Annotated in this window: 21 protein-coding genes; 9 read left to right on the top strand and 12 right to left on the bottom strand. The window is 69.3% G+C overall.

Annotation, left to right across the window (positions count from 1 at the left end):
- The 5 genes from ACQI5H_RS15270 to ACQI5H_RS15250 all read left to right on the top strand — a co-directional run.
- The coding region (locus tag ACQI5H_RS15270; RefSeq protein WP_427080185.1) for a hypothetical protein at positions 1-1,128 on the top strand (1,128 nt) is incomplete at its 5' end.
- Between the two features lie 23 nt (positions 1,129-1,151).
- Positions 1,152-1,805, top strand: coding sequence for a DUF4129 domain-containing protein (locus ACQI5H_RS15265; protein ID WP_427080184.1), 654 nt, complete (start codon positions 1,152-1,154; stop codon positions 1,803-1,805).
- Complete coding sequence (locus tag ACQI5H_RS15260; RefSeq protein ID WP_427080183.1) at positions 1,787-2,935, top strand: DUF4350 domain-containing protein; 1,149 nt, start codon at positions 1,787-1,789, stop codon at positions 2,933-2,935. The genes ACQI5H_RS15265 and ACQI5H_RS15260 overlap by 19 nt, the downstream gene beginning before the upstream one ends.
- Complete coding sequence (locus ACQI5H_RS15255) at positions 2,932-3,921, top strand: AAA family ATPase (RefSeq protein WP_427080182.1); 990 nt, start codon at positions 2,932-2,934, stop codon at positions 3,919-3,921. The genes ACQI5H_RS15260 and ACQI5H_RS15255 overlap by 4 nt, the downstream gene beginning before the upstream one ends.
- Positions 3,921-5,243, top strand: coding sequence for a DUF58 domain-containing protein (locus ACQI5H_RS15250; protein WP_427080181.1), 1,323 nt, complete (start codon positions 3,921-3,923; stop codon positions 5,241-5,243). The genes ACQI5H_RS15255 and ACQI5H_RS15250 overlap by 1 nt, the downstream gene beginning before the upstream one ends.
- A 25-nt stretch (positions 5,244-5,268) precedes the next feature.
- On the opposite strand, the gene ACQI5H_RS15245 is transcribed toward ACQI5H_RS15250, so the two are convergent.
- Entirely contained in the window at positions 5,269-6,270 is a 1,002-nt protein-coding gene (locus tag ACQI5H_RS15245; protein ID WP_427080180.1) for a stage II sporulation protein M, read from the bottom strand.
- Between the two features lie 36 nt (positions 6,271-6,306).
- Here ACQI5H_RS15245 and ACQI5H_RS15240 point away from each other — a divergent pair, with 36 nt between their 5' ends.
- Complete coding sequence (locus ACQI5H_RS15240; RefSeq protein ID WP_427080179.1) at positions 6,307-7,176, top strand: RDD family protein; 870 nt, start codon at positions 6,307-6,309, stop codon at positions 7,174-7,176.
- 6 nt (positions 7,177-7,182) lie between these two features.
- Here the strand turns inward: ACQI5H_RS15240 and ACQI5H_RS15235 are convergent, their stop codons facing one another.
- Complete coding sequence (locus ACQI5H_RS15235; RefSeq protein ID WP_427080178.1) at positions 7,183-7,572, bottom strand: hypothetical protein; 390 nt, start codon at positions 7,570-7,572, stop codon at positions 7,183-7,185.
- Positions 7,573-7,705: 133 nt separating this feature from the next.
- Here ACQI5H_RS15235 and ACQI5H_RS15230 point away from each other — a divergent pair, with 133 nt between their 5' ends.
- Entirely contained in the window at positions 7,706-8,416 is a 711-nt protein-coding gene (locus ACQI5H_RS15230; protein WP_427080177.1) for a PadR family transcriptional regulator, read from the top strand.
- A gap of 18 nt (positions 8,417-8,434) precedes the next feature.
- Here ACQI5H_RS15230 and glpK read toward each other — a convergent pair whose 3' ends face one another.
- Positions 8,435-9,952 carry a glycerol kinase GlpK gene (gene glpK / locus ACQI5H_RS15225; RefSeq protein ID WP_427080176.1) on the bottom strand — a complete coding sequence of 506 codons (1,518 nt, stop codon included), beginning with the start codon at positions 9,950-9,952 and terminating at the stop codon, positions 8,435-8,437.
- Between the two features lie 103 nt (positions 9,953-10,055).
- Between glpK and ACQI5H_RS15220 the strand changes: the two genes are divergently transcribed.
- Together ACQI5H_RS15220 and ACQI5H_RS15215 are read left to right on the top strand one after the other, a co-directional pair.
- Positions 10,056-11,528, top strand: a complete 1,473-nt coding sequence (locus tag ACQI5H_RS15220) for a glutamate--cysteine ligase (protein WP_427080175.1) — start codon at positions 10,056-10,058, stop codon at positions 11,526-11,528.
- Between the two features lie 20 nt (positions 11,529-11,548).
- The gene (locus ACQI5H_RS15215) at positions 11,549-12,238 is read left to right on the top strand and encodes a class I SAM-dependent methyltransferase (protein ID WP_427080174.1); all 690 of its coding nucleotides are present in this window, start codon (positions 11,549-11,551) and stop codon (positions 12,236-12,238) included.
- Here ACQI5H_RS15215 and egtE read toward each other — a convergent pair.
- From egtE to ACQI5H_RS15170, 9 genes are all read right to left on the bottom strand, one after another.
- Positions 12,235-13,380: an ergothioneine biosynthesis PLP-dependent enzyme EgtE gene (gene egtE, locus ACQI5H_RS15210; protein ID WP_427080173.1), complete on the bottom strand. Its 1,146-nt coding sequence runs from the start codon at positions 13,378-13,380 to the stop codon at positions 12,235-12,237. The genes ACQI5H_RS15215 and egtE overlap by 4 nt on opposite strands.
- A complete protein-coding gene (gene egtD, locus ACQI5H_RS15205; RefSeq protein ID WP_427080172.1) occupies positions 13,377-14,342 on the bottom strand; it encodes an L-histidine N(alpha)-methyltransferase in 966 nt (321 codons plus the stop codon). The genes egtE and egtD overlap by 4 nt, the downstream gene beginning before the upstream one ends.
- Positions 14,339-15,043: an ergothioneine biosynthesis protein EgtC gene (egtC, locus tag ACQI5H_RS15200; protein WP_427080171.1), complete on the bottom strand. Its 705-nt coding sequence runs from the start codon at positions 15,041-15,043 to the stop codon at positions 14,339-14,341. Before egtC ends, egtD begins: the two co-directional genes overlap by 4 nt.
- A complete protein-coding gene (egtB, locus tag ACQI5H_RS15195; RefSeq protein WP_427080170.1) occupies positions 15,043-16,353 on the bottom strand; it encodes an ergothioneine biosynthesis protein EgtB in 1,311 nt (436 codons plus the stop codon). The genes egtC and egtB overlap by 1 nt, the downstream gene beginning before the upstream one ends.
- A complete protein-coding gene (egtA, locus tag ACQI5H_RS15190; RefSeq protein ID WP_427080169.1) occupies positions 16,350-17,618 on the bottom strand; it encodes an ergothioneine biosynthesis glutamate--cysteine ligase EgtA in 1,269 nt (422 codons plus the stop codon). Before egtA ends, egtB begins: the two co-directional genes overlap by 4 nt.
- A gap of 114 nt (positions 17,619-17,732) precedes the next feature.
- A complete protein-coding gene (locus ACQI5H_RS15185; protein ID WP_427080168.1) occupies positions 17,733-18,380 on the bottom strand; it encodes a sensor domain-containing protein in 648 nt (215 codons plus the stop codon).
- A gap of 20 nt (positions 18,381-18,400) precedes the next feature.
- Positions 18,401-18,829 carry an organic hydroperoxide resistance protein gene (locus tag ACQI5H_RS15180; protein ID WP_427080167.1) on the bottom strand — a complete coding sequence of 143 codons (429 nt, stop codon included), beginning with the start codon at positions 18,827-18,829 and terminating at the stop codon, positions 18,401-18,403.
- Positions 18,830-18,886: 57 nt separating this feature from the next.
- The gene (locus ACQI5H_RS15175; RefSeq protein ID WP_427080166.1) at positions 18,887-19,249 is read right to left on the bottom strand and encodes a hypothetical protein; all 363 of its coding nucleotides are present in this window, start codon (positions 19,247-19,249) and stop codon (positions 18,887-18,889) included.
- Positions 19,250-19,384: 135 nt separating this feature from the next.
- Positions 19,385-19,759: a hypothetical protein gene (locus tag ACQI5H_RS15170; protein ID WP_427080165.1), complete on the bottom strand. Its 375-nt coding sequence runs from the start codon at positions 19,757-19,759 to the stop codon at positions 19,385-19,387.
- Between the last annotated feature and the right edge of the window lie 50 nt (positions 19,760-19,809).

The following is a 19,809-nucleotide window of genomic DNA, read 5'->3' as shown; positions in this document are numbered from 1 at the left end:
CCCGGGTACGGCCCCCCACCGGGGTACGGGCCGCCGCCCGGGTATGGGCCGCCGCCCGGGTATGGCCCGCCGCCGGGGTATGGCCCGCCGCCTGGTTATGGCGCGCCACCGGGCTTCGGTGCGTGGCCGGGCTATGGCCAGTCCCCGCCGGGCCAGGTGCCGCTCAAGCCCGGGATCATCCCGCTGCGCCCGTTGTCGCTGAGCGACATCTTCAATGGCGCCGTCGGCTACATCCGCACCAATCCGAAGGCGACGCTGGGATTGACCGCACTGGTGGTCGTGGTCATGCAGATCATCACGCGGATCGCCTTCTTCGGACCGCTGGCCGCCTACGGCCGGCTCAACACCGACAAGCCGGACGAACTGTCCTTAGGCGTCGTCGGCGCGTGGCTGGCGTCGATGTCGGGCAGCCTGCTGGTCACCTGGCTGGGCAGCATGATGCTGTCCGGAATGCTCACCGTCATCGTCGGGCGGGCGGTGTTCGGTTCGACGATCACCATCGGCGAAACGTGGGCCAAGATTCGGGGCCGGCTGTTGCCGCTGCTCGGCCTGGCGCTGCTGGAAGCCGCCGTGGTGGTGGCGCTTGCGGGGTTGGTCGCGGTGATACTCGCCGTGGCCTCGGCGATCGGCAACGGCGCCCTGGCGATCTTGCTGGGCTTCCCGCTGCTGCTCGGCATGATCGCGGTGTTGGTGTACCTCTACACGGTGGTGCTGTTCGCGCCCGTGCTCATCGTGCTGGAGCGGCTGCCGGTCATGAATGCGATCACCCGCTCCTTTGCGCTGGTTCGCAACGGATTCTGGCGGGTGCTCGGGATTCGGACGCTGACGTTCATCGTGGCATCCGTCATCGCCAACGCGATGGCTACGCCGTTCAGCATCGTGGGCCAGATCACGATGGCCGGGGACACGTCCATTTCCGCGCTGCTCATCAGTACCTCGATCGCCTCCGTCGGGTCGGCAATCGGTGAGATCGTCACCGCGCCCTTCAACGCCGGGGTCATCGTGCTGCTCTACACCGACCGCCGCATGCGCGCCGAGGCGTTCGACCTGGTGCTGCAGACCGGCGCCGCCGGCGGGCCCTACGCGACCGCGTCCACCGACAACCTGTGGCTGACCCGGCCCGCGTAGGGCCGAGCGAGGACGAGCTGACAGTGCCTTCCATCGACATCGACCGCGATGGCGCCCACCTGGCGGCCCAGACCGAACTCGGCAAGCCGATCTATGCGAAGGCTTCCGCGACCCAGCAATTCGTCGAGTGGCTCAACGAACAGATCTACCGGCTGTTGCAAAAGACCGCCTCGATACCGGGCGGGTGGTTCACCACCACGGTGCTGCTCATCCTGCTGGGGATCGCGGTGGTGGTCGGCATCCGCATCGCCCGGCGCACCATGCGCACCAGACGTGGCGGCGACCACCAGCTGTTCGAAGCCGCCCAGCTGACCGCCGCCCAGCATCGCGCGACCGCAGAAAGCTATGCGGCGGACGGGAATTGGACCGCAGCGATTCGGCACCGATTGCGCGCCGTCGCCCGCCAGCTCGAGGAGACCGGCGTCCTCAACCCGGCCCCCGGCCGCACCGCCAACGAACTGGCGCGGGACGCCGGCGCGGCGCTGCCTCATCTCGCGGATGAATTGTCCGAGGCGGCAACGGCATTCAACGACGTCACCTACGGTGAGCGGCCCGGCACCCAGGCCGCCTACCAGATGATCGCAGACCTCGACGACCACCTGCGGTCGCGAGCGCCGGCCGCAGCCGCCGCGACGGCACAACACATCGCCGCCGAATCATGGGCGCAGGTCCGATGACCCCCACGATCGAGAAGCGCCCGGCTGCGCGATGGCGCTTATGGACCTGGGTGCTGCTCACGCTGATCGTGCTCACCGTCATCGCCGGGATCGGTGCCTACCTGACCGAACCGCGGCCCGGCACCCCGATGGATCCCGCTTCGACCGGGACCGATGGTGCGCACGCGCTGGTGACGCTGCTGCGTGATGGCGGCGTCGAGGTCATCGCGGCCAACAGCATCGCCGACGTCGAACGGGCGGCGCGTCCCAACACGCTGATTCTGGTGGCGCAGAGCCAGTACCTGACCGACGAGGCCCTGCTGGACCGGCTGGGGAAGGCCCCCGGCGATCTCCTGTTGGTGGAGCCCACGGCACGAACCCGCGATGCCCTGATGCCGGGCGTGGGCATCAAGCCCACCAGCAACTTCGACAGCGACCCCGATTGCTCGCTGCGGGAGGCCACCCGGGCCGGATCGGTACGCTTCGGGCCGGGCGTCACCTACGAGGCCAAGGATGGCCGCACGATGACCCGCTGTTACGGCGGGGTATTGATTCGGTTCCGCGACCACGGGCGGACCGTGACGGCCGTCGGCAGCAGCGATTTCATGACCAACGGCGGCCTGTTGCAGGCAGGCAATGCGGCGCTGGCGATGAACCTCGCGGGCGACCGGCCCCGGGTCATCTGGTACGCGCCGCATCGCGTCGAGGGCGAAACATCCTCCCCCGCATCGGTTTACGACATGATCCCGGAAAACGTAACCTGGATCGTCTGGCAGCTGTGCGTGGTCGTGCTGCTGGTCGCGCTGTGGAAGGGTCGCCGGCCGGGTCCGCTGGTGGCCGAGCAGTTACCCGTCGTGGTGCGGGCGTCGGAGACCGTGGAGGGCCGCGGCCGGCTCTACCGGTCCCGCCGGGCGCGCGACCGTGCCGCCGAGGCGTTGCGCACCGCCACGCTGCAGCGGCTGGTGCCGCGGCTGGGCCTGGGCGCGGGAGCGGCACCGCCGGCGGTGGTGACGACCGTGGCCGAGCGCAGCGGGGCCGACGCGGGTTTCGTCGCCCACCATCTGTTCGGCCCGCCGCCGGCCACCGACAATGACCTGCTACAACTTGCCCGAGCGCTCGACGAAATCGAAAGGCTGGTCGCACACTCGTGACACAATCGTCCCCACCGCAGACCCCCGTCTCAGACCCAGCCGCCGAATCCGCGCGAAATGCGTTGCTGGCGTTACGAACCGAGCTGGCGAAGGCCGTCGTCGGGCAGGAAGGAGTAGTCAGCGGCCTCGTGATCGCGCTGCTGTGTCGCGGCCACGTGCTGCTGGAAGGCGTTCCGGGAGTGGCGAAGACGCTGCTGGTCCGGGCATTGGCCGCGGCGTTGCAGCTGGAATTCAAGCGGGTGCAGTTCACCCCCGACCTGATGCCCGGCGACGTCACCGGTTCACTGGTGTACGACGCGCGCACCGCCGCGTTCGCATTCCGGCCGGGCCCGGTGTTCACCAATCTGCTGCTGGCCGACGAGATCAACCGCACCCCGCCGAAAACCCAGGCCGCGTTGCTCGAGGCGATGGAAGAGCGTCAGGTCAGCGTGGAGGGTGACGCCAAGCCGCTGCCCGACCCGTTCATCGTCGCGGCGACCCAGAACCCGATCGAATACGAGGGCACCTATCAACTGCCCGAAGCGCAACTGGACCGCTTCCTACTCAAACTGAATGTGACACTGCCGCAGCGTGATTCCGAGATCGCCATCCTCGCCCGGCACGCGCACGGCTTCGATCCGCGTGATCTGTCGGAGATCAAGCCGGTCGCCGGCGCCGCCGAACTGGCGGCCGGCCGGGAAGCGGTCCAGCAGGTGCTGGTCGCCGACGAGGTGTTGGGTTACATCGTCGACATCGTCGGGGCCACCCGCTCGTCACCCGCCTTGCAGCTGGGCGTCTCACCACGCGGGGCGACGGCCGTGCTGGGCACGGCCCGATCCTGGGCGTGGCTGTCCGGCCGCAATTACGTCACACCCGACGACGTGAAGGCCATGGCGCGCCCGACGCTGCGGCACCGGGTGATGCTGCGCCCGGAGGCGGAGCTCGAAGGCGCCACCCCCGACGGGGTGCTCGACGGAATCCTGGCGTCGGTTCCGGTGCCCCGCTAGTGATCCTGACCGGGCGCACCGGCCTGGCGGCGCTGATCCTGGTTCTCCCGATCGCGCTGTCGCCCTGGCCGGCAAAGGCTTTCGTGGCGCTGTTGGTGGCGCTGGCGGTAGTCGTCGTCGTCGATATCGCGCTGGCGGCCAGCCCCGGCGGATTGCGCTTCACCCGGTCCCCCGACAGTTCGGCGCGGCTCGGCCAGCAGGTCGACGCGAGCCTGGACATCTACAACGACGGGCGCGGGCGCTTCCGCGGCCAGCTCCGCGACGCCTGGCCACCGAGTGCGCGTGCCGAACCACGCATTCACGCCGTCGACATCGCCGCCGGGCAGCGCCAGCATGTCCTCAGCGTCCTGCGGCCGGTTCGCCGCGGCGATCAGCGCGCGGCGGTGGTCACGGCCCGTTCGATCGGGCCGCTGGGGTTCGCCGGACGCCAGCGCTCTCAGCCGGTGCCCGGCCAGGTGCGGGTGCTACCGCCCTTCCTGTCCCGCAAGCACCTGCCGTCGCGGCTTGCCAAGCTGCGGGAGATCGACGGGCTGCTGCCCACGCTGATCCGCGGGCAGGGAACCGAATTCGACTCGCTGCGCGAGTATGTCGTCGGCGACGACGTCCGCTCGATCGACTGGCGCGCGAGCGCGCGCCGCGCCGACGTCATGGTTCGCACGTGGCGGCCCGAACGCGACCGGCGGGTGGTGATCGTGCTGGACACCGGGCGCATGGCGGCCGGCCGCGTCGGCGTCGATCCGACCGCCGCCGATCCCGCCGGCTGGCCCCGGCTGGACTGGTCGATGGACGCCGCGCTGCTGCTCGCGGCGCTCGCCTCGCGGGCCGGCGACCATGTCGACTTTCTCGCCCACGATCGGGTGAGCCGGGCCGGCGTATTCGGCGCGTCGCGCACCGAGCTGCTCGCCCAACTGGTCGAGGCGATGGCTCCGTTGCAGCCCACGCTCGTCGAATCCGATTGGCGTGCAATGGTTGCCGCCATTTTGCGGCGCACGCGGCGACGGTCGCTGGTGGTACTGCTGACCGACCTCAACGCGACCGCGCTGGACGAGGGGCTGCTGCCGATCCTGCCGCAGCTGTCCTCCAAACACCACGTGATGATCGCCGCATGCGCCGACCCCCGCGTCGACCAAATGGCCGCCGGGCGCTCCGACCCCGCCGCGGTATACGACGCGGCGGCCGCCGAGCGGTCCCGCAACGACCGCCGCGCCATCGCGTCGCGGCTGCGCCACAGCGGGGTGGACGTGGTCGACGCGGTTCCGACCGAGCTGGCGCCCGCCCTTGCCGATCATTATTTGGCGATGAAAGCGACGGGGCGGCTCTAACTTTCGGCTGTGACTTTCGGCTCGATCAGGCGGTCGGGACGATGTCGGGGGCGTCGTCGATATCGCCGGTCTCGCCGGCCTTTGCGGCGCGGCGGCCGAAGTAGACGATGTAGGACAGGAACGCCGCCTCGGCAATGATTCCGATGCCGACCCGAACGAACGTCGGCAACGGCGACGGCGTCACCAACGCCTCTATCAACCCGGCAACCAGCAGCACACCCACCAGGCCCACGGCGACCGACACCACCCCGCGACCCTGTTCGGCAAGGACCTGGCCACGGGGCCGATCCCCGGGCGATATCACCGACCAGCCCAGCCGCATCCCCGATCCGGCCGCCAGGAATACCGCCGTCAGCTCCAGCAGCCCGTGCGGGGCAAGCAGACCCAGCAGGATCCCGCCCTTACCGGCGTGGAACATCAGGCCCGCGATCAGCCCCAGGTTGGCGGCGTTCTCGAACAACACGACCGGAATCGGCAGCCCCAGCACGACGGCTGACGCGATGCACTGGGCCGCGACCCACGCGTTGTTCACCCAGATCTGCAGGGCGAACGCCGCGGCGGGGTGCTCGCTGTAATACGACGCGACATCGTGGTTGACCAATTGATCGATGTCGGTCGGCGTTCCGATCGCGGATTGCACCTCCGGGTTGCCCGCCACCCAGAATGCGATGACCAGCACCATGGCGAAGAAGGCCGCCGCCGTCCCCACCCACCACCGCCAGCTGCGATAGGCCACCACCGGGAACGACACGGTCCAGAATCGGATGAACGCACTGCTCAGCGGCGCGTGAGCACCCGTCACCGCGGACCGGGCGCGCGCGATCAGGCTCGAGAGCCGGCCCACCATCAGCGAATCCGATCCGATCGTGCTGACCGACCGCAGCATCGACAGATGGGTGGACACGCGCTGGTAGAGCTCGACGAGTTCGTCGACTTCCGCGCCGCTCAGCGACCGGCGGCGCTTGACCAACTGGTCCAGTCGGTCCCAGGTCGCGCGATGGGTCAGCACGAATGCGTCGACGTCCACCCTGAGCAGCCTAATTCGCCTGTACCGTTCGGTGGTATGTCGGAGGTGGTGACCGGGGACGCGGTGGTCCTCGACGTCCAGATCGCCCAGTTGCCGGTGCGGGCGGTGGGTGCACTGATCGACATCACGGTGATGTTCGTGTTCTACCTGCTCGGGCTGATGCTGTGGGCCGCTACCCTGACGCAGTTCGACAGCGCGCTGAGCGCGGCCGTCCTGATCATCTTCACCGTGCTGGTGATGATCGGTTACCCGTTGACCTTCGAAACCGCTACGCGTGGGCGGTCGGTGGGCAAGATCGTGATGGGCCTGCGTGTGGTGTCCGATGACGGTGGCCCAGAACGCTTCCGGCAGGTGGTGTTTCGCGCGCTGGCAGCGGTGGTGGAGATATGGATGTTTCTCGGCAGTCCCGCCGTCATCTGCAGCATGCTGTCGCCGAAGGCCAAACGCGTCGGCGACATCTTCGCCGGCACGGTCGTGGTGAGTGAGCGAGGCCCACGATCGAGTCCGCCGCCGGCCATGCCCCCGGCGCTGGCGTGGTGGGCGACGTCGCTGCAGCTGTCCGGGCTGTCCGCCGGCCAAGCCGAGGTTGCGCGCCAATTCCTTTCCCGCGCACCACAACTCGATCGCCAGCTGCGCCAGCAGATGGCGTACCGGATCGCCGGGGAGGTGGTGACGCGCATCGCCCCGCCGCCCCCGCCCGGCGCCCCGCCGGAGCTGGTGCTTGCCGCGGTTCTGGCCGAACGCCACCGCCGCGAACTGGCGCGACTGCGCCCCACGATGCCTGCGCCAGGACCCTGGCCACCGGCCGGGCCGACGCCCTGGCCACCCGCGCCGGCCGGCCCGCCGCCGGCCGTTCCGTGGCCGCAGCAGGACCCGCAGGCCGGCGGCTTTTCGCCGCCCCGCTGATTGCCGCTAGCCGGAGACGGTAATCGCCATCAGGATCACGTCGATGATCAGCAGCGCCCATCCGGCCAGCGGAACGACGATGCCGCCACGGCGCTTGGCGGTGAAGACCGAGACGACGATGACGACGAACGCCACCACGGGCGCGCCGTAGAACGCGACCCCGAAGTCGATCCCCCCGCGGCCCAGGTTCGGGCAACTGCGACCGCTGCAGCCGTCGGTACTCATCACCGCGCCCAGCGCGAAGAGCATCACGAGTGCGGCCGCCGGCACCGTGGACAGCGCCAACCCCCAGTTGACCCACGGCCAGACGCGGCGTCTACGCGCTTCACCCTGCGCCTGATCGGTCGGGCGTCGCGTTGCGCTGTCGAACGTCACGTTGGAGTTATTTGCGTCCATCCCTCAGGTGCTACCCGCCGAGTTTCGGGCGCAAACGAAAATATCTGATTGCATCGCGTTAGTTTCCGATATATCGTGATGCACCGAAGCGCATGCCCTATGCGCGAACCAACAGACGTAAGGACTACAGACAATGACCAATCCATTCACTCCTCCCGACGGCCCATTCGGCGCTCGACCTGGCCTAGGCTTCGGTTTCGGCCCCGGCCCCGCGCCCGCTCAGCGGCGCGCCCTGCATGAGGCCAGGCGCCAGGCCCGGCGGGAATTCCGCGAACACCTTCGCGACCACGCCGGCGACCAGGGCTTCGGGCCCGGGTTCGGGCCGGGTTTCGGTCCCGGGTTCGGTCCCGGCTTCGGCTTCGGTCCCGGCGGCCGGCGCGGCGGATGGCGTCGCGGCGGCCAGGGCCGCGGGCGCCGCGGTGACGTCCGGGCGGCCATCCTGGTACTGCTGGCCGAGCGGCCGATGCACGGCTACGAGATGATCCAGCAGATCGCCGAACGCAGCAACGGAATCTGGCAGCCCAGCCCGGGCTCGGTCTACCCGACGCTGCAGCTACTGGCCGACGAAGGCTTGATCACGGCGACCGAAACCGACGGCAGCAAGAAGCTCTTCGAGCTCACCGACGAAGGTCGCGCGGCGGCCGAGAAGATCGAGACCCCGCCATGGGACGAGATCGCCAAGGGCGCCGACCCGGGCCACCTCAACCTGCGCACGGCCGCGGGCCAGTTGTTCGGTGCGGTCGCGCAGTCCGCGCACACCGCCTCTTCCGACCAGCAGCAGCGCATCGTCGACATCCTCAACAATGCGCGGCGGGAGATCTACGGCATCCTCGGCGAGGACTGACGGTCGGCGGACCCTGGATCAGGTCACATCGACCCAATCCAGGGTCCGCTGCACCGCCTTGCGCCAGCCGGCATAGCCGGCGGCGCGCTCGTCATCACTCCACTCCGGCGACCATCGCCGGTCCTCGCGCCAGTTCGCGACCAGCTCGCCCGGATCCGCCCAGAACCCGACGGCCAGACCCGCGGCGTAGGCGGCGCCCAGCGCGGTCGTCTCGGCGACCACCGGCCTCACCACGTCCACGCCCAGCACGTCGGCCTGAATCTGCATGCACAGGTCGTTGCCGGTGATACCGCCGTCGACCTTCAAAACCTCAAGGCGCACACCGGAATCGGCTTTCATCGCGTCGACCACGTCGCGGCTCTGATAGCAGATCGCCTCCAGCGTCGCGCGGGCCAGGTGCGCGTTGGTGTTGAACCGGGACAGCCCGACGATGGCGCCGCGGGCATCGGAACGCCAATACGGGGCGAACAGCCCGGAAAATGCCGGCACGAAATACACGCCGCCGTTGTCGGCGACCTGACGGGCCAGCGCCTCGCTCTGGGCCGCGCCGCTGATGATGCCCAGCTGGTCGCGCAGCCACTGCACCGCCGAGCCGGTCACCGCGATCGAACCCTCAAGCGCGTAAACGGGTTTGGCGTTCCCGAATTGGTAGCAGACGGTGGTCAGCAGGCCGTTTTTCGATCGGACGATCGTCTCGCCGGTGTTGAGCAGCAGGAAATTGCCCGTGCCGTAGGTGTTTTTCGCCTCCCCGGCGGCCAGACACACCTGACCGACCATGGCCGCATGCTGGTCGCCGAGGACCCCGGTGATCGGCACTTCGCCGCCGACGGGACCGGCGTCGGTGGTGACACCGTACGGTTCCGGCGACGACGACGGCGCGATCGCCGGCAGCATCGCACGCGGAATCGAGAAGAACGACAACAGCTCGTCGTCCCAGTCCAGCGTTTCCAGGTCCATCAGCATGGTGCGGCTGGCGTTGGTGACATCGGTGACGTGCACGCCGCCGCGCGCGCCGCCCGTCAGATTCCACAACACCCAGGTATCCGCGGTGCCGAACAGCGCATCACCGCTTTCGGCGGCTTCGCGCACCCCGTCGACGTTGTCCAAGATCCATTGGAGCTTCCCCCCGGAGAAGTAAGTCGCCGGGGGCAGGCCCGCCTTTCGCCGGATCACGTCACCGCGACCGTCGCGGTCCAGCGCCGACGCGATCCGGTCGGTGCGGGTGTCCTGCCAAACGATCGCGTTGTAGTAGGGACGCCCGGTGCGCCGGTTCCACACCAGCGTGGTCTCGCGCTGGTTCGTGATTCCCAGGGCGGCAATGTCTTTCGCCGCCAGATCGGTTCGATTGAGCACCGACGTCAGCACCGACGACGTGCGCTCCCAAATCTCGACCGGGTCGTGCTCGACCCAGCCCGCGCGCGGCAGGATCTGCTCGTGCTCGAGCTGGTGACGGGCGACCTCGGTTCCGGCGTGGTCGAAGATCATGCAGCGGGTGCTGGTGGTGCCCTGGTCTATGGCGGCGACGAAGTCGGCCAAGTGCTCTCCTCCAACGTTCTCCTCATGTCATCGTCCATGATGGTCTACCCACACGCCGGGCGGGAACTTGCGTTGCCGCCGGTAAACATGTTCCATCGGCATTGTGGGCGAAGAGGTCAAGCGCACCACCTATGACCACGCACATCGGCGGGAATACCGGCGCAAGGTGCAGTTGTGTCTGGACGTCTTCGAGACCATGCTCTCGCAGTCACACTTCGATGCCGACCGGCCGCTCACCGGCATGGAGATCGAATGCAACCTCGTCGACGCCGATTACCAGCCCGCGATGTCGAACCGCTACGTGCTGGACGCCATCGCGGATCCGGCCTACCAAACCGAATTAGGCGCCTACAACATCGAATTCAACGTGCCGCCGCGCCCGCTGCCCGGTCACACCGCCCTGGACCTGGAGGCGGAGGTGCGGGCCAGCCTGAACGACGCGGAGACCAAGGCCAACGCCAGCGGGGCCCACATCGTGATGATCGGCATCCTGCCGACGCTGCGGCCCGAACATCTCGACGAGGGCTGGATGAGCGAGTCGACCCGATACGCGGCCCTCAACGAGTCCATCTTCAGCGCCCGCGGCGAGGACATCCAGATCGATATCGACGGCCCGGAGCCGCTGAGCTGGAACACCACCACCATCGCGCCCGAATCCGCTTGCACCAGCATGCAATTGCATCTGCAGGTGGCGCCCTGCGATTTCGCCGCCAACTGGAACGCCGCGCAGGTGCTGGCCGGCCCGCAGCTGGCCCTGGGCGCGAATTCGCCCTACTTCTTCGGCCACCAGCTGTGGTCGGAGACCCGTATCGAAGTGTTCACGCAGTCCACCGATACCCGCACCGAGGAGCTCACCACCCAGGGTGTGCGACCGCGGGTGTGGTTCGGCGAACGCTGGATCACGTCGATCCTCGACCTGTTCAAGGAGAACATCAGTTATTTCCCGTCGCTGCTGCCCGAGCTGTCCGACGAGGACCCCGCCGCCGAGCTGGCCGCCGGACGCATTCCCGCGCTCTCCGAATTGCGCCTGCACAACGGCACCGTGTACCGGTGGAACCGCCCCGTGTACGACGTCGTCGACGGGCGCCCGCACGTGCGGCTGGAGAATCGGGTCTTGCCGGCCGGCCCGTCCGTGATCGACATGCTGGCGAACTCGGCCTTCTACTACGGCGTGCTGCGCGTCTTGTCCGAATCAGACGATCCGCTGTGGACGAGGATGAGTTTCGCTGCGGCGCACGCCAATTTCGTCGAGGCGGCCCGGCACGGCATCGCCGCCCGGCTGCGCTGGCCGGACCTGGGCCACGTGACGGCGCCGGAATTGGTGTTGAACACGTTGCTTCCGATGGCCGACGACGGGCTGCGCCGATGGGGTGTCGACACGGAGGCCCGCGACCGGTTCCTCGGCGTCATCGAGGGCCGTGCCGCGAGCGCACGCAACGGCGCCAGCTGGCAGGTGGCCACCGTGCGGGCGCTGCAGGACGGCGGGATGACGCGGCCCGCGGCGCTGGCCGAGATGCTGCGCCGCTACTGCGAGCACATGCACGCCAACGAGCCGGTGCACACCTGGCCGTCGTAGGCGCGCGTACGTTGGGGGCTATGTCACCCGAACTAATGGACTGGGACAGTGTGTACCGCGAGCAGGGCGGGTTCCAGGGTCCGCCGCCGTGGAATATCGGTGAACCACAGCCCGAATTGGCCGCGCTGATGGCGGCCGGCAAGTTCCGCAGCGACGTGCTGGACGCCGGCTGCGGGTTCGCCGAGCTGTCGTTGGAATTGGCAGCGGCGGGCCACACCGTGGTCGGGGTCGATCTCACACCCACCGCCATCGCGGCGGCCACCAAGGCCGCCGCCGAACGCGGGTTAAGCACGGCCAGCTTCGTGCAGGCCGACATCACCTCGTTCTCCGGATATCCACCCGGATCGGAAGGCAGGTTCAACACCGTCATCGACTCCACGCTGTTTCACTCGCTGCCGGTCGAGGGCCGCGACGGCTACCTGAGCTCGGTGCACCGCGCGGCGGCCCCCGGCGCCGGGTACTACGTGCTGGTATTCGCCAAGGGCGCCTTCCCCGCCGAGATGGAACCGAAGCCCAACGAAGTCGACGAGGACGAATTGCGCGCCGCGGTCAGCAAGTACTGGGAGATCGACGACATTCGGCCCGCGTATATCCACGCCAACGTTCCCCAGATCCCCGACGCGCCGTTCGAATTTCCGCCGCACGACCGCGACGACAAGGGCCGGATGAAGCTGCCCGCCTACCTGCTCACGGCGCACAAGGCCAGCTAGCCGGTCGCCGCCGTCGCGGCGTTCAGCGCCTCGGCGAAGGCACCCAGGTCGTCGGCCGTGGTGTCCGCGTGCGGCGAGATCCGCAGCACCGGCCCCGTCAGTTCCAGCGGCGCCCGTTGGACCCCGGCGTAGGTGGTCACGATGCGCCGTTCGCTCAGCAACCATTCGCGCACGGCCGCTGCGTCGGCGCCGCCGACCGGCGCCAAAGTGGTGATCGCACTGGGCTCTTCGACCTCCTCGATCACCGCCCACCCGGGCACGTCGGCCAGCACGGTGCGGCTGAGCGCGCCCAACTCGGCCAGCCGGGCCCGCACCGCCTCGGGGCCGCAAGCCAAATGTTCGCCCAGCGCCACCGAAAACCCCACGCGCGCAGCGACATTGGCCTCACCGAATTCCAGCTGTTGGGCCACCGTCAGCGACCCCGATTTCACGGCCCACTCGGGCGCGGCCAGCCTCGGACGCAACCGCTCCATCAGGTCGGGGCGCACGGCGAGCGCACCCACACCCCGCGGCCCGGCGATCCACTTGCGCGACGAGGAATACGTGACGTCGGCGCCCACCACGGTGTCCACGTGGCCCAGCGCTTGGGCGGCGTCCACGACCAGCGGCAGGCCCAATTCGGCGCAGAGTTTCGCGACCATCGCCGCCGGCTGGACGACACCGCGATGGCTGGCCACCGTGGTCAGGTGGACGAAATCGGGCGGGTCGTCCTCGAGGGCGAACGCCGCGTCGTCGAGTGCCACCCGGCCGTCGTCCAGGGTCGGCAGCAGCCGGCGCTCGAACCCGTGGATCTCCATCAAGGCCAGGTTGGGGCCGTATTCGCCGGGCAGGCAGGCCACCGTCCGGCTGTCCGCGGGCCAGCCGCCCAGCAGCAGATCCAGCGCGTTCAGCGAGCCGGTGGTGTACACCACCTCGGCGTCAGGCATCCCGCTCAGCGCGGCGAACGCGGCGCGCCCCGCGTCCAGCGCCGGCGTCGCGGCCTCGGCGGCGACATACCCGCCGACTTCGGCCTCGTACCGCGCGTGCTGCGCGGTCGCGTCGATGACCGCGAAACTCTGGCGCGAACAGGCCGCAGTGTCCAGGTGCAGCCCGGCCACCGGCGGGCGGGCCTCCCGCCATCGGTCGGCCAGCGAATCGCTCACTTGACGGCTAACGACAACCCGAAATCACCGGCGGCGTCGGTCCACCAGCGGATGCGACGCAATCCCGCGCCGGCCAATTCGGTGTTCACCCCGTCCGGCTGGAACTTGCACGACACCTCGGTGAGCATTTCCTCGCCGGCCGCGAAGTCGACCGTCAGCTCCAGCGCACCGACGCGCACCCGCTGCTCGTGATCGGCCCGCAGCCACATCTCGATGCGTTCCTCGTCCGCGTTCCAGCGGGCCACGTGCCGGTATGCCGCGACGTCGAAATCGGCGTCGAGTTCGCGGTTGATCACCGCGAGCACGTTGCGATTGAACGCCGCCGTCACGCCGGCCTCATCGTCGTACGCGCGCACCAGTCGGCCGGTGTCCTTCACCAGGTCAGTGCCGAGCAGCAGGCTGTCCCCCGGTCGCATCACCGCCGACAGGGTCGCGAGGAACTCCGCGCGCGGTTCGGGTGTGAGGTTGCCGATCGTCGAGCCGAGGAAGACGAACAGGCGGCGGCCCCCGTCGGGAATCTCGGTCAGGTGTGCCTCGAAATCGCCGCAGACGGCTTTGATTTCGACGCCCGCGTACTCGCTCTGGATGGCGGTCGCCGCGGCGGATAGGACGCCGGCGTCGACGTCAAACGGCACGAACCTGCGCAACGACCCGCGGCCATGCAGGGCGTCCAGTAGCAGCCGGGTCTTCTCCGACGTGCCACTGCCCAGTTCGACCAAGGTGTCGGCCTCGCTGGCCACCGCGATTTCGGCGGACCGGGCGCGCAGAATCTCGGCCTCGGCGCGCGTCGGGTAGTACTCGGGCAGCCGGGTGATCTGATCGAACAGCTCACTGCCCACCGAATCGTAAAACCACTTGGGCGGCAGCGATTTCGGTGTGCGCCGCAGGCCGTCGAGCACATCGCGGCGCAGCGCGTGATGCGCCGAGTCGGCGGCGAGGTGATTGGACAGCGACAGCGTCATCGAGATCCTTTCGGCGGGTGGTCCAGCGGGGTCATCGTGACACCCTTCGCGCTGACTTCGACGAGGTGGCGGTCCGGCACGTCCTCCCAGTCGGGGTCGTCGTCGTACGGCTCGCTGGCCAGCACCACACCGTCGTCGCGGCGCAGGATGCACAGCGTGTCGCCCCAGGCGGTGGCGATCAGCCGAGAACCGTTGGCGGCCAATATGTTCAGTCGCGCCAGGGGGTCGGCCGTCCCGATCTCTGCGATGGTGTCGCCCAGCGCGTCGAGCCCACGCTCAAAGATGGCGGCCGCGAGTATCGCGCTGTCACAGACGGATTCGGCCGACGACGTCAGCGGCAGCACGGTGCGGTCGACCACCCCATTGTGCGACAGCAGCCAGCGGCCGTCGGTGAACGGCGCGGTCGCGCTCGCTTCGATCGGCATGCCGACGGTCGCGGAACGAACGGCGGCCACCACGCAGTGGCTGCGCAGCGCCGGCGCGACCGACTCGAACGATGCCTCACCCCACAGCGGCGCCGCGCTGCGCCACCGCCGTACCACGTCGTGGTCGAAAAACCCGATGCCCCAACCGTCGGCGTTCATCAGGCCGTACTTTTGCCGGCGCGGGGCATAGGACTGCACCCGCAGCCCGGAGGGCGGTTCGAGCACCAGCGAGGAGACCGTGACGGCGGCCCCGAGCCAGCCGAGGTGGCGGCACATCAGCTGGAGCCCCCCGCGTCGGGGGCATCCCAGGCCAGCCGGACACCGGAGAAGATCTGACGGCGGAACGGATGATCCCAGTTGCGGAAACTGGGCCGCAGGATGGACGGCTCCACCGCCCACGACCCGCCCCGCAGGACCCGGTAGTCGCCGTCGAAGAAGGGTTGTGAGTACCGCTCGTAGATCATCGGGACGAATCCCGGCCAGGGCCGCAACGGAGAACTGGTCCACTCCCACACATCGCCCAGCATCTGCTCGACCCCGTAGGCCGAAGCGCCGAGCGGATACGCACCGACGGGTGCCGGACGCAGCGCCGCGCCGCCCAGGTTGGCGACGGCGTCCGACGGGTCCTGCTCGCCCCATGGGTAGCGGCGCCGCGTGCCCGACGCGGGATCCCACGCGCACGACTTCTCCCATTCCGTCTCGGTGGGCAACCGCGCACCCGCCCACGCCGCGTAGGCCTCGGCTTCGAAAAAGGTGACATGCTGCACCGGCTCGTCGGCGGGTATCTCTTCGACGCGGCCGAAGCGGGTGCGCGTTCGCGCGTCGGAGCTCCAGAATTGCGGCGCGGTCAGGCCGGCGCCCTGGCGGTGCTGCCAACCGCGCGCCGACCACCACCGCGGCTGGTGGTAGCCGCCGTCGTCGATGAAGTGTTGCCATTCGCCGTTGGTGACCGGGACCCGGCCGATCCTGAACGCCGGGACGTCGACGACGTGGGCGGGACGTTCGTTGTCCAACGAGTAGGGTTCTGCGGCGGCGTCCACGCCCTGCACGAATTCTCCGGCGGGAATCAGCACCGACGTGCCGGCCAGCCCCGGCCGGCCCGCGGGCAGGGCGGATGTGTCGGGCAGCAGCGGCGCGCCGGTGCGCAGGTTCAGTGCCTGCAGCATGGTTTCGTCGTGCTGGTTTTCGTGGCTGACCACCATCCCGTAGGTGAAGGCGGCGCGGTCGCCGGCGGGGTCGTCGGGCAGGGCGTCCAGCGCGTCCAGCGCTGCGGATCGCACTGTGCGGCAATAGGATCGGGCCCGCTCCGGGGACAGCAGCGGCAGGTCGACGCGGCTGGCGCGGGAGTGTTCGAACGCGTCGTAAAGCCCCTCGACCTCGGGGGGCAGCATCCCCGGCCGGCGCGGGTCGCCGCCGCGCAACAGCCACAGCTCTTCTTGCTGACCGATGTGCGCCAGGTCCCACACCAGTGGGCTCATCAACGGGTCGTACTGGCGGCACAGCTCGGCGTCGTCGAAATCGGTGAGCCGCAACGTCCGGGTCCGCGCCCGGGTCAGATCGTCGGCAAGCCTCTCCCGGGAAGTCACGGGCCCCCTTGCGCTCGCGCGGCCCGCGAGACCTCGGCCGCGATGCCGTGCTCGATCACACCGTCGGAGAAATCGTCCCCGGGACATCGGCCCCGCTCGACGCTGCGCATCAGCCGCGCCATCGCGTCGGTCAGCTCCGCGGGAGCCTGCTCGGCGGCGGCGGCCACACACCGATTGGCCGCCTCGTACAGTCGGCGGTCGCGCAGGCCGGCCTGGGCCGCGGCGTCCCAGGCGGTGGCAACCGGTTCGACGGCCTCGGCCGCGATGTCGGCGGCGACCGGGTGGTCGAGCAGGGTCACCAGGGTGAACACCACGGCGGGCCAAAAGGCGTCCGGCACGCTGTCGAGGTAGCGGATTTCCAGCCACCGCCTGGGGCGGACCGGCGGAAACAGCGTCGTCAGGTGGTATTCCAGGTCGGCGATGGTGGGGCGGCGATCGCCCAGCAACACCCGTCCGTCCACCCAGTCGGCGAAGGGGACCCAGCTCGTGACCGGCACCGCGTCCGGGGTGTGCACCAGCATCACGGGCGCCTTCAGCGCGTAGCGCGCCCAGTCGGTGCCGGGGTCGTCGCCGCTGGCACCCAGGATCGGCCCACAGCGGGCCGAGTCCATCTGGCCCCACACGCGTTGCCGGCTGGAGACCCAACCCGTGAACTCGCCGCCCAGCATCGGCGAATTGGCGGCGATCGCGATCATCGTCGGCCCCAGGGCATGCGCCAGCCGCACGCGGGCCGCCCAGCCGTCCTTGGGCCCGGCGTCCAGGTTGACCTGAATCGACGCGGTGGATGTCATCATCGCCGCGCCCGCGGACCCGGATTCGCTGGCGGCGAAGAACTCTTCCATCGCGCGGTAACGCGTGCCGGGATTGATGCGCTCGGGCGGCCGCAGCGGATCCGTCCCGAGGAAAACCAGGCCCAGCCCGGCGTCGGCGAAAGCCGGCCGAAGCACGGCCTGGTCGCGGCGCATCGCGTCGAGGGCCGCCAGCACGCCGTCGACTGGCGGGCCGGACAGTTCGACGGCGCCACCCGGTTCCACGGTGACCCTGCTGCCGCCCGGCAGCGTCGGCAACCGCTCGATGACGTCGGTGATCTCCGCCCAGCTCGGCCGCCGGAAGGGGTCGGCCGGGTCGTGGCAGTGTCCTTCCATCTCCAGCCCGACGGACCCCAGCGGCGCATCCGCCAGACAGCCCTCGGCGATGTATTGCGCGGCGGCCGTGGAACTGGCCATCTCGGCTTCGAGCGCGGCGGAAGTGGCGGCGGACGTCATATCACGATCCCTCCGCGCCCGGCCACGGATCGCCGAGCGCCATGTTCGCGGCTATCGGGACGATAGCCACCGTCACTTCATCTTCCAGATCGCTCCGACATATTCCCGGCCCGTTTACTGACCCAGCGCGTTCTGCATGGCTCCGGCCAGCACGTTCACGGCGGGCCCGCCGTTGCCAGACTGGCAGACCTTCGCCTGAAGCAACACGTTTTCGCGCAGCCGGGTTTGATCGAAGCAGCGCCGATCGGTGCCCGCCTCCTGCTTGGTCCAGTTGGCGTCGGTGCCGGTCGCCGGCCCGCCGTCGAACGACCACACCTGGGTGGAGCCGTTGTCGAGATGCATCGCGGTGGTCTGTCCCGAGCAACCAACGGTTCGATCCACCACGCGATGGAACGCCCGGGACGCGGCGTCGTTGGTCGCGAACACCCCGACCGCCTGCCGGACCAAGTGGGTCTGGTCGTTGGCCGACGTCTGCGTGGTGGCCCCGTTGAACGACGCCAGGTCGGGGTCGTTGTACACCTCGGGCAATCCGATGTCGGCCCAGTTGTTGCATTCCGCGACGTCGACCCAATAGCCCTGGAACGGCTGGGTGAAGACCGACTCCCAGCCCATCGGCCCGCCGACGATGTTGCCGACGGATCCCTTGCCGAGTACCGCGTAGGAGACCACCCCGGGTTCCGACGGGTGGGCGCTCGCCACCGGGATCGCCGACGCGCCGCCCACGGACACGGCGATCGTCGCCACCGCGGCGAAGATCCGCATGCTCCGATCCAATGGCCCGGCTAGACCTTGGCGGAGACGTCGACGTCGACGTTGCCGCGGGTGGCCTTGGAGTATGGGCATACCTGATGCGCCTGCTCCACCAAATCGTCGGCGACGCCTTGTTCCACACCCGGCAGGTGGCCGACGATCTTGCCCGTCAGCCCGAATCCGCCCGCGGAATCCTTGCCGAAGCCGATTTCGACGCTGACGCTGGTGGCGTCGTCCAGCGTGACCTTTGACTTGCCGGCGACCAGGCGCAGCGCACCCAGGAAGCAGGCCGCATACCCGGCGGCGAACAGCTGCTCGGGATTGGTGCCTTCGCCGCTGCCGCCCATCGCCTTCGGCGGCCGGGTTTCCAGGTCGATCCGGCCGTCGTCGGACTTCACGTGGCCGTCGCGGCCGCCGCCGGTCGCAGTGGATTCCGTGGTGTAAACGACTTCAATGGTCATGGGTCTCGATCATGCCAGGACCGCTGCCCGGCGGCGAATGTCGTTGCACCCCTGATATCAGGGCCGCGGGGTGCTTTGCGTGTTCGGGGCCGGCGCGGGCGCGCTGGTCGTCGCCGACTGGCCGGGACCACTCGATGCACCCGGGCCATACCCCCACGGCCCGCCCCACGGCGGGCCACCGGGGCCGCCGGGTCCCCCGGGGCCGTACATCATCCCGTGGTGGTGGTGACCGCAGTGATGGTTGTACCCGACGACCATGGCGCCGGCGAAAAACACGGTGGCGAGGATGAAAACGATCCCGGCGACGATCACCACCCACGCCGCGGCCACAAAGAGCGCGGGGGGCTTGACCCGTGCGGGTGGCGGCGGCGCCGCCGGGGCGGAAGTCGGCTGAGTTGACGGTTCAGGTGTTTCGCTCATGCCTCGATCCTGCCCTCTGCCCGTTACAACGGGTAGCCCGGCGCTCGAGCGAGCGCCGGGCTACTTGGTGTTCAGTTAGCGGCCCGCCGGGGTCCTCCTATCACCCCGTGAGCACGTGGACGGTGTGGAACTCCCCTACGGCGTCCGCGACGGAGCGACCGACGACGGAACCTGGCTGGGGCCGGGGGCGCCGGGCGTCACGGCTCCCGGTGCGGGTGCCGGTGCACCTGGAGCGTTCGCACCGGGTCCGCCGCCGGGACCAGCGGGGCCGAACCGGTGCATCATCGCGTGGTGCTTGTGGTGGTGATGGTGGTGGTGACCGCCGTGATGCCCAAGCGCCATTCCCGTGAAGAAGATGACCGAGACGATGAACACGATCCCGGCGACGATGGCGACCCAGGCCGCCGCGATAAAGACCCGGGGGGTTCGGTAGAGCGCCGGCTCTGCGGCCGCCGCCGGTGCAGTTGCGGAAGACGTCCGCACAGTGGGGGTTTCAGATGTTTCACTCATGAGACACATGATGCGGGGGTAAACAATGGTTGCGGCTATGCGTTAGTTAA

The organism is Mycobacterium heidelbergense (assembly GCF_050205645.1).
GTDB classification, from domain to species: Bacteria; Actinomycetota; Actinomycetes; order Mycobacteriales; family Mycobacteriaceae; genus Mycobacterium; species Mycobacterium heidelbergense_A.
The sequence above is the reverse complement of the archived record's forward strand: the minus strand, read 5'-3'. Positions and strand labels throughout refer to the sequence as shown.

Excerpts from the sequence above, each read along its gene's own strand:
- ACQI5H_RS15260 (WP_427080183.1), top strand. The coding sequence starts at position 1,787 with ATGGGCGCAGGTCCGATGACCCCCACGATCGAGAAGCGCCCGGCTGCG.
- ACQI5H_RS15240 (WP_427080179.1), top strand. The coding sequence starts at position 6,307 with ATGTCGGAGGTGGTGACCGGGGACGCGGTGGTCCTCGACGTCCAGATC.
- ACQI5H_RS15235 (WP_427080178.1), bottom strand. The coding sequence starts at position 7,572 with ATGGACGCAAATAACTCCAACGTGACGTTCGACAGCGCAACGCGACGC.
- ACQI5H_RS15230 (WP_427080177.1), top strand. The coding sequence starts at position 7,706 with ATGACCAATCCATTCACTCCTCCCGACGGCCCATTCGGCGCTCGACCT.
- ACQI5H_RS15215 (WP_427080174.1), top strand. The coding sequence starts at position 11,549 with ATGTCACCCGAACTAATGGACTGGGACAGTGTGTACCGCGAGCAGGGC.
- egtD (WP_427080172.1), bottom strand. The coding sequence starts at position 14,342 with ATGACGCTGTCGCTGTCCAATCACCTCGCCGCCGACTCGGCGCATCAC.
- egtC (WP_427080171.1), bottom strand. The coding sequence starts at position 15,043 with ATGTGCCGCCACCTCGGCTGGCTCGGGGCCGCCGTCACGGTCTCCTCG.
- egtA (WP_427080169.1), bottom strand. The coding sequence starts at position 17,618 with ATGACGTCCGCCGCCACTTCCGCCGCGCTCGAAGCCGAGATGGCCAGT.
- ACQI5H_RS15185 (WP_427080168.1), bottom strand. The coding sequence starts at position 18,380 with ATGCGGATCTTCGCCGCGGTGGCGACGATCGCCGTGTCCGTGGGCGGC.
- ACQI5H_RS15180 (WP_427080167.1), bottom strand. The coding sequence starts at position 18,829 with ATGACCATTGAAGTCGTTTACACCACGGAATCCACTGCGACCGGCGGC.
- ACQI5H_RS15175 (WP_427080166.1), bottom strand. The coding sequence starts at position 19,249 with ATGAGCGAAACACCTGAACCGTCAACTCAGCCGACTTCCGCCCCGGCG.
- ACQI5H_RS15170 (WP_427080165.1), bottom strand. The coding sequence starts at position 19,759 with ATGAGTGAAACATCTGAAACCCCCACTGTGCGGACGTCTTCCGCAACT.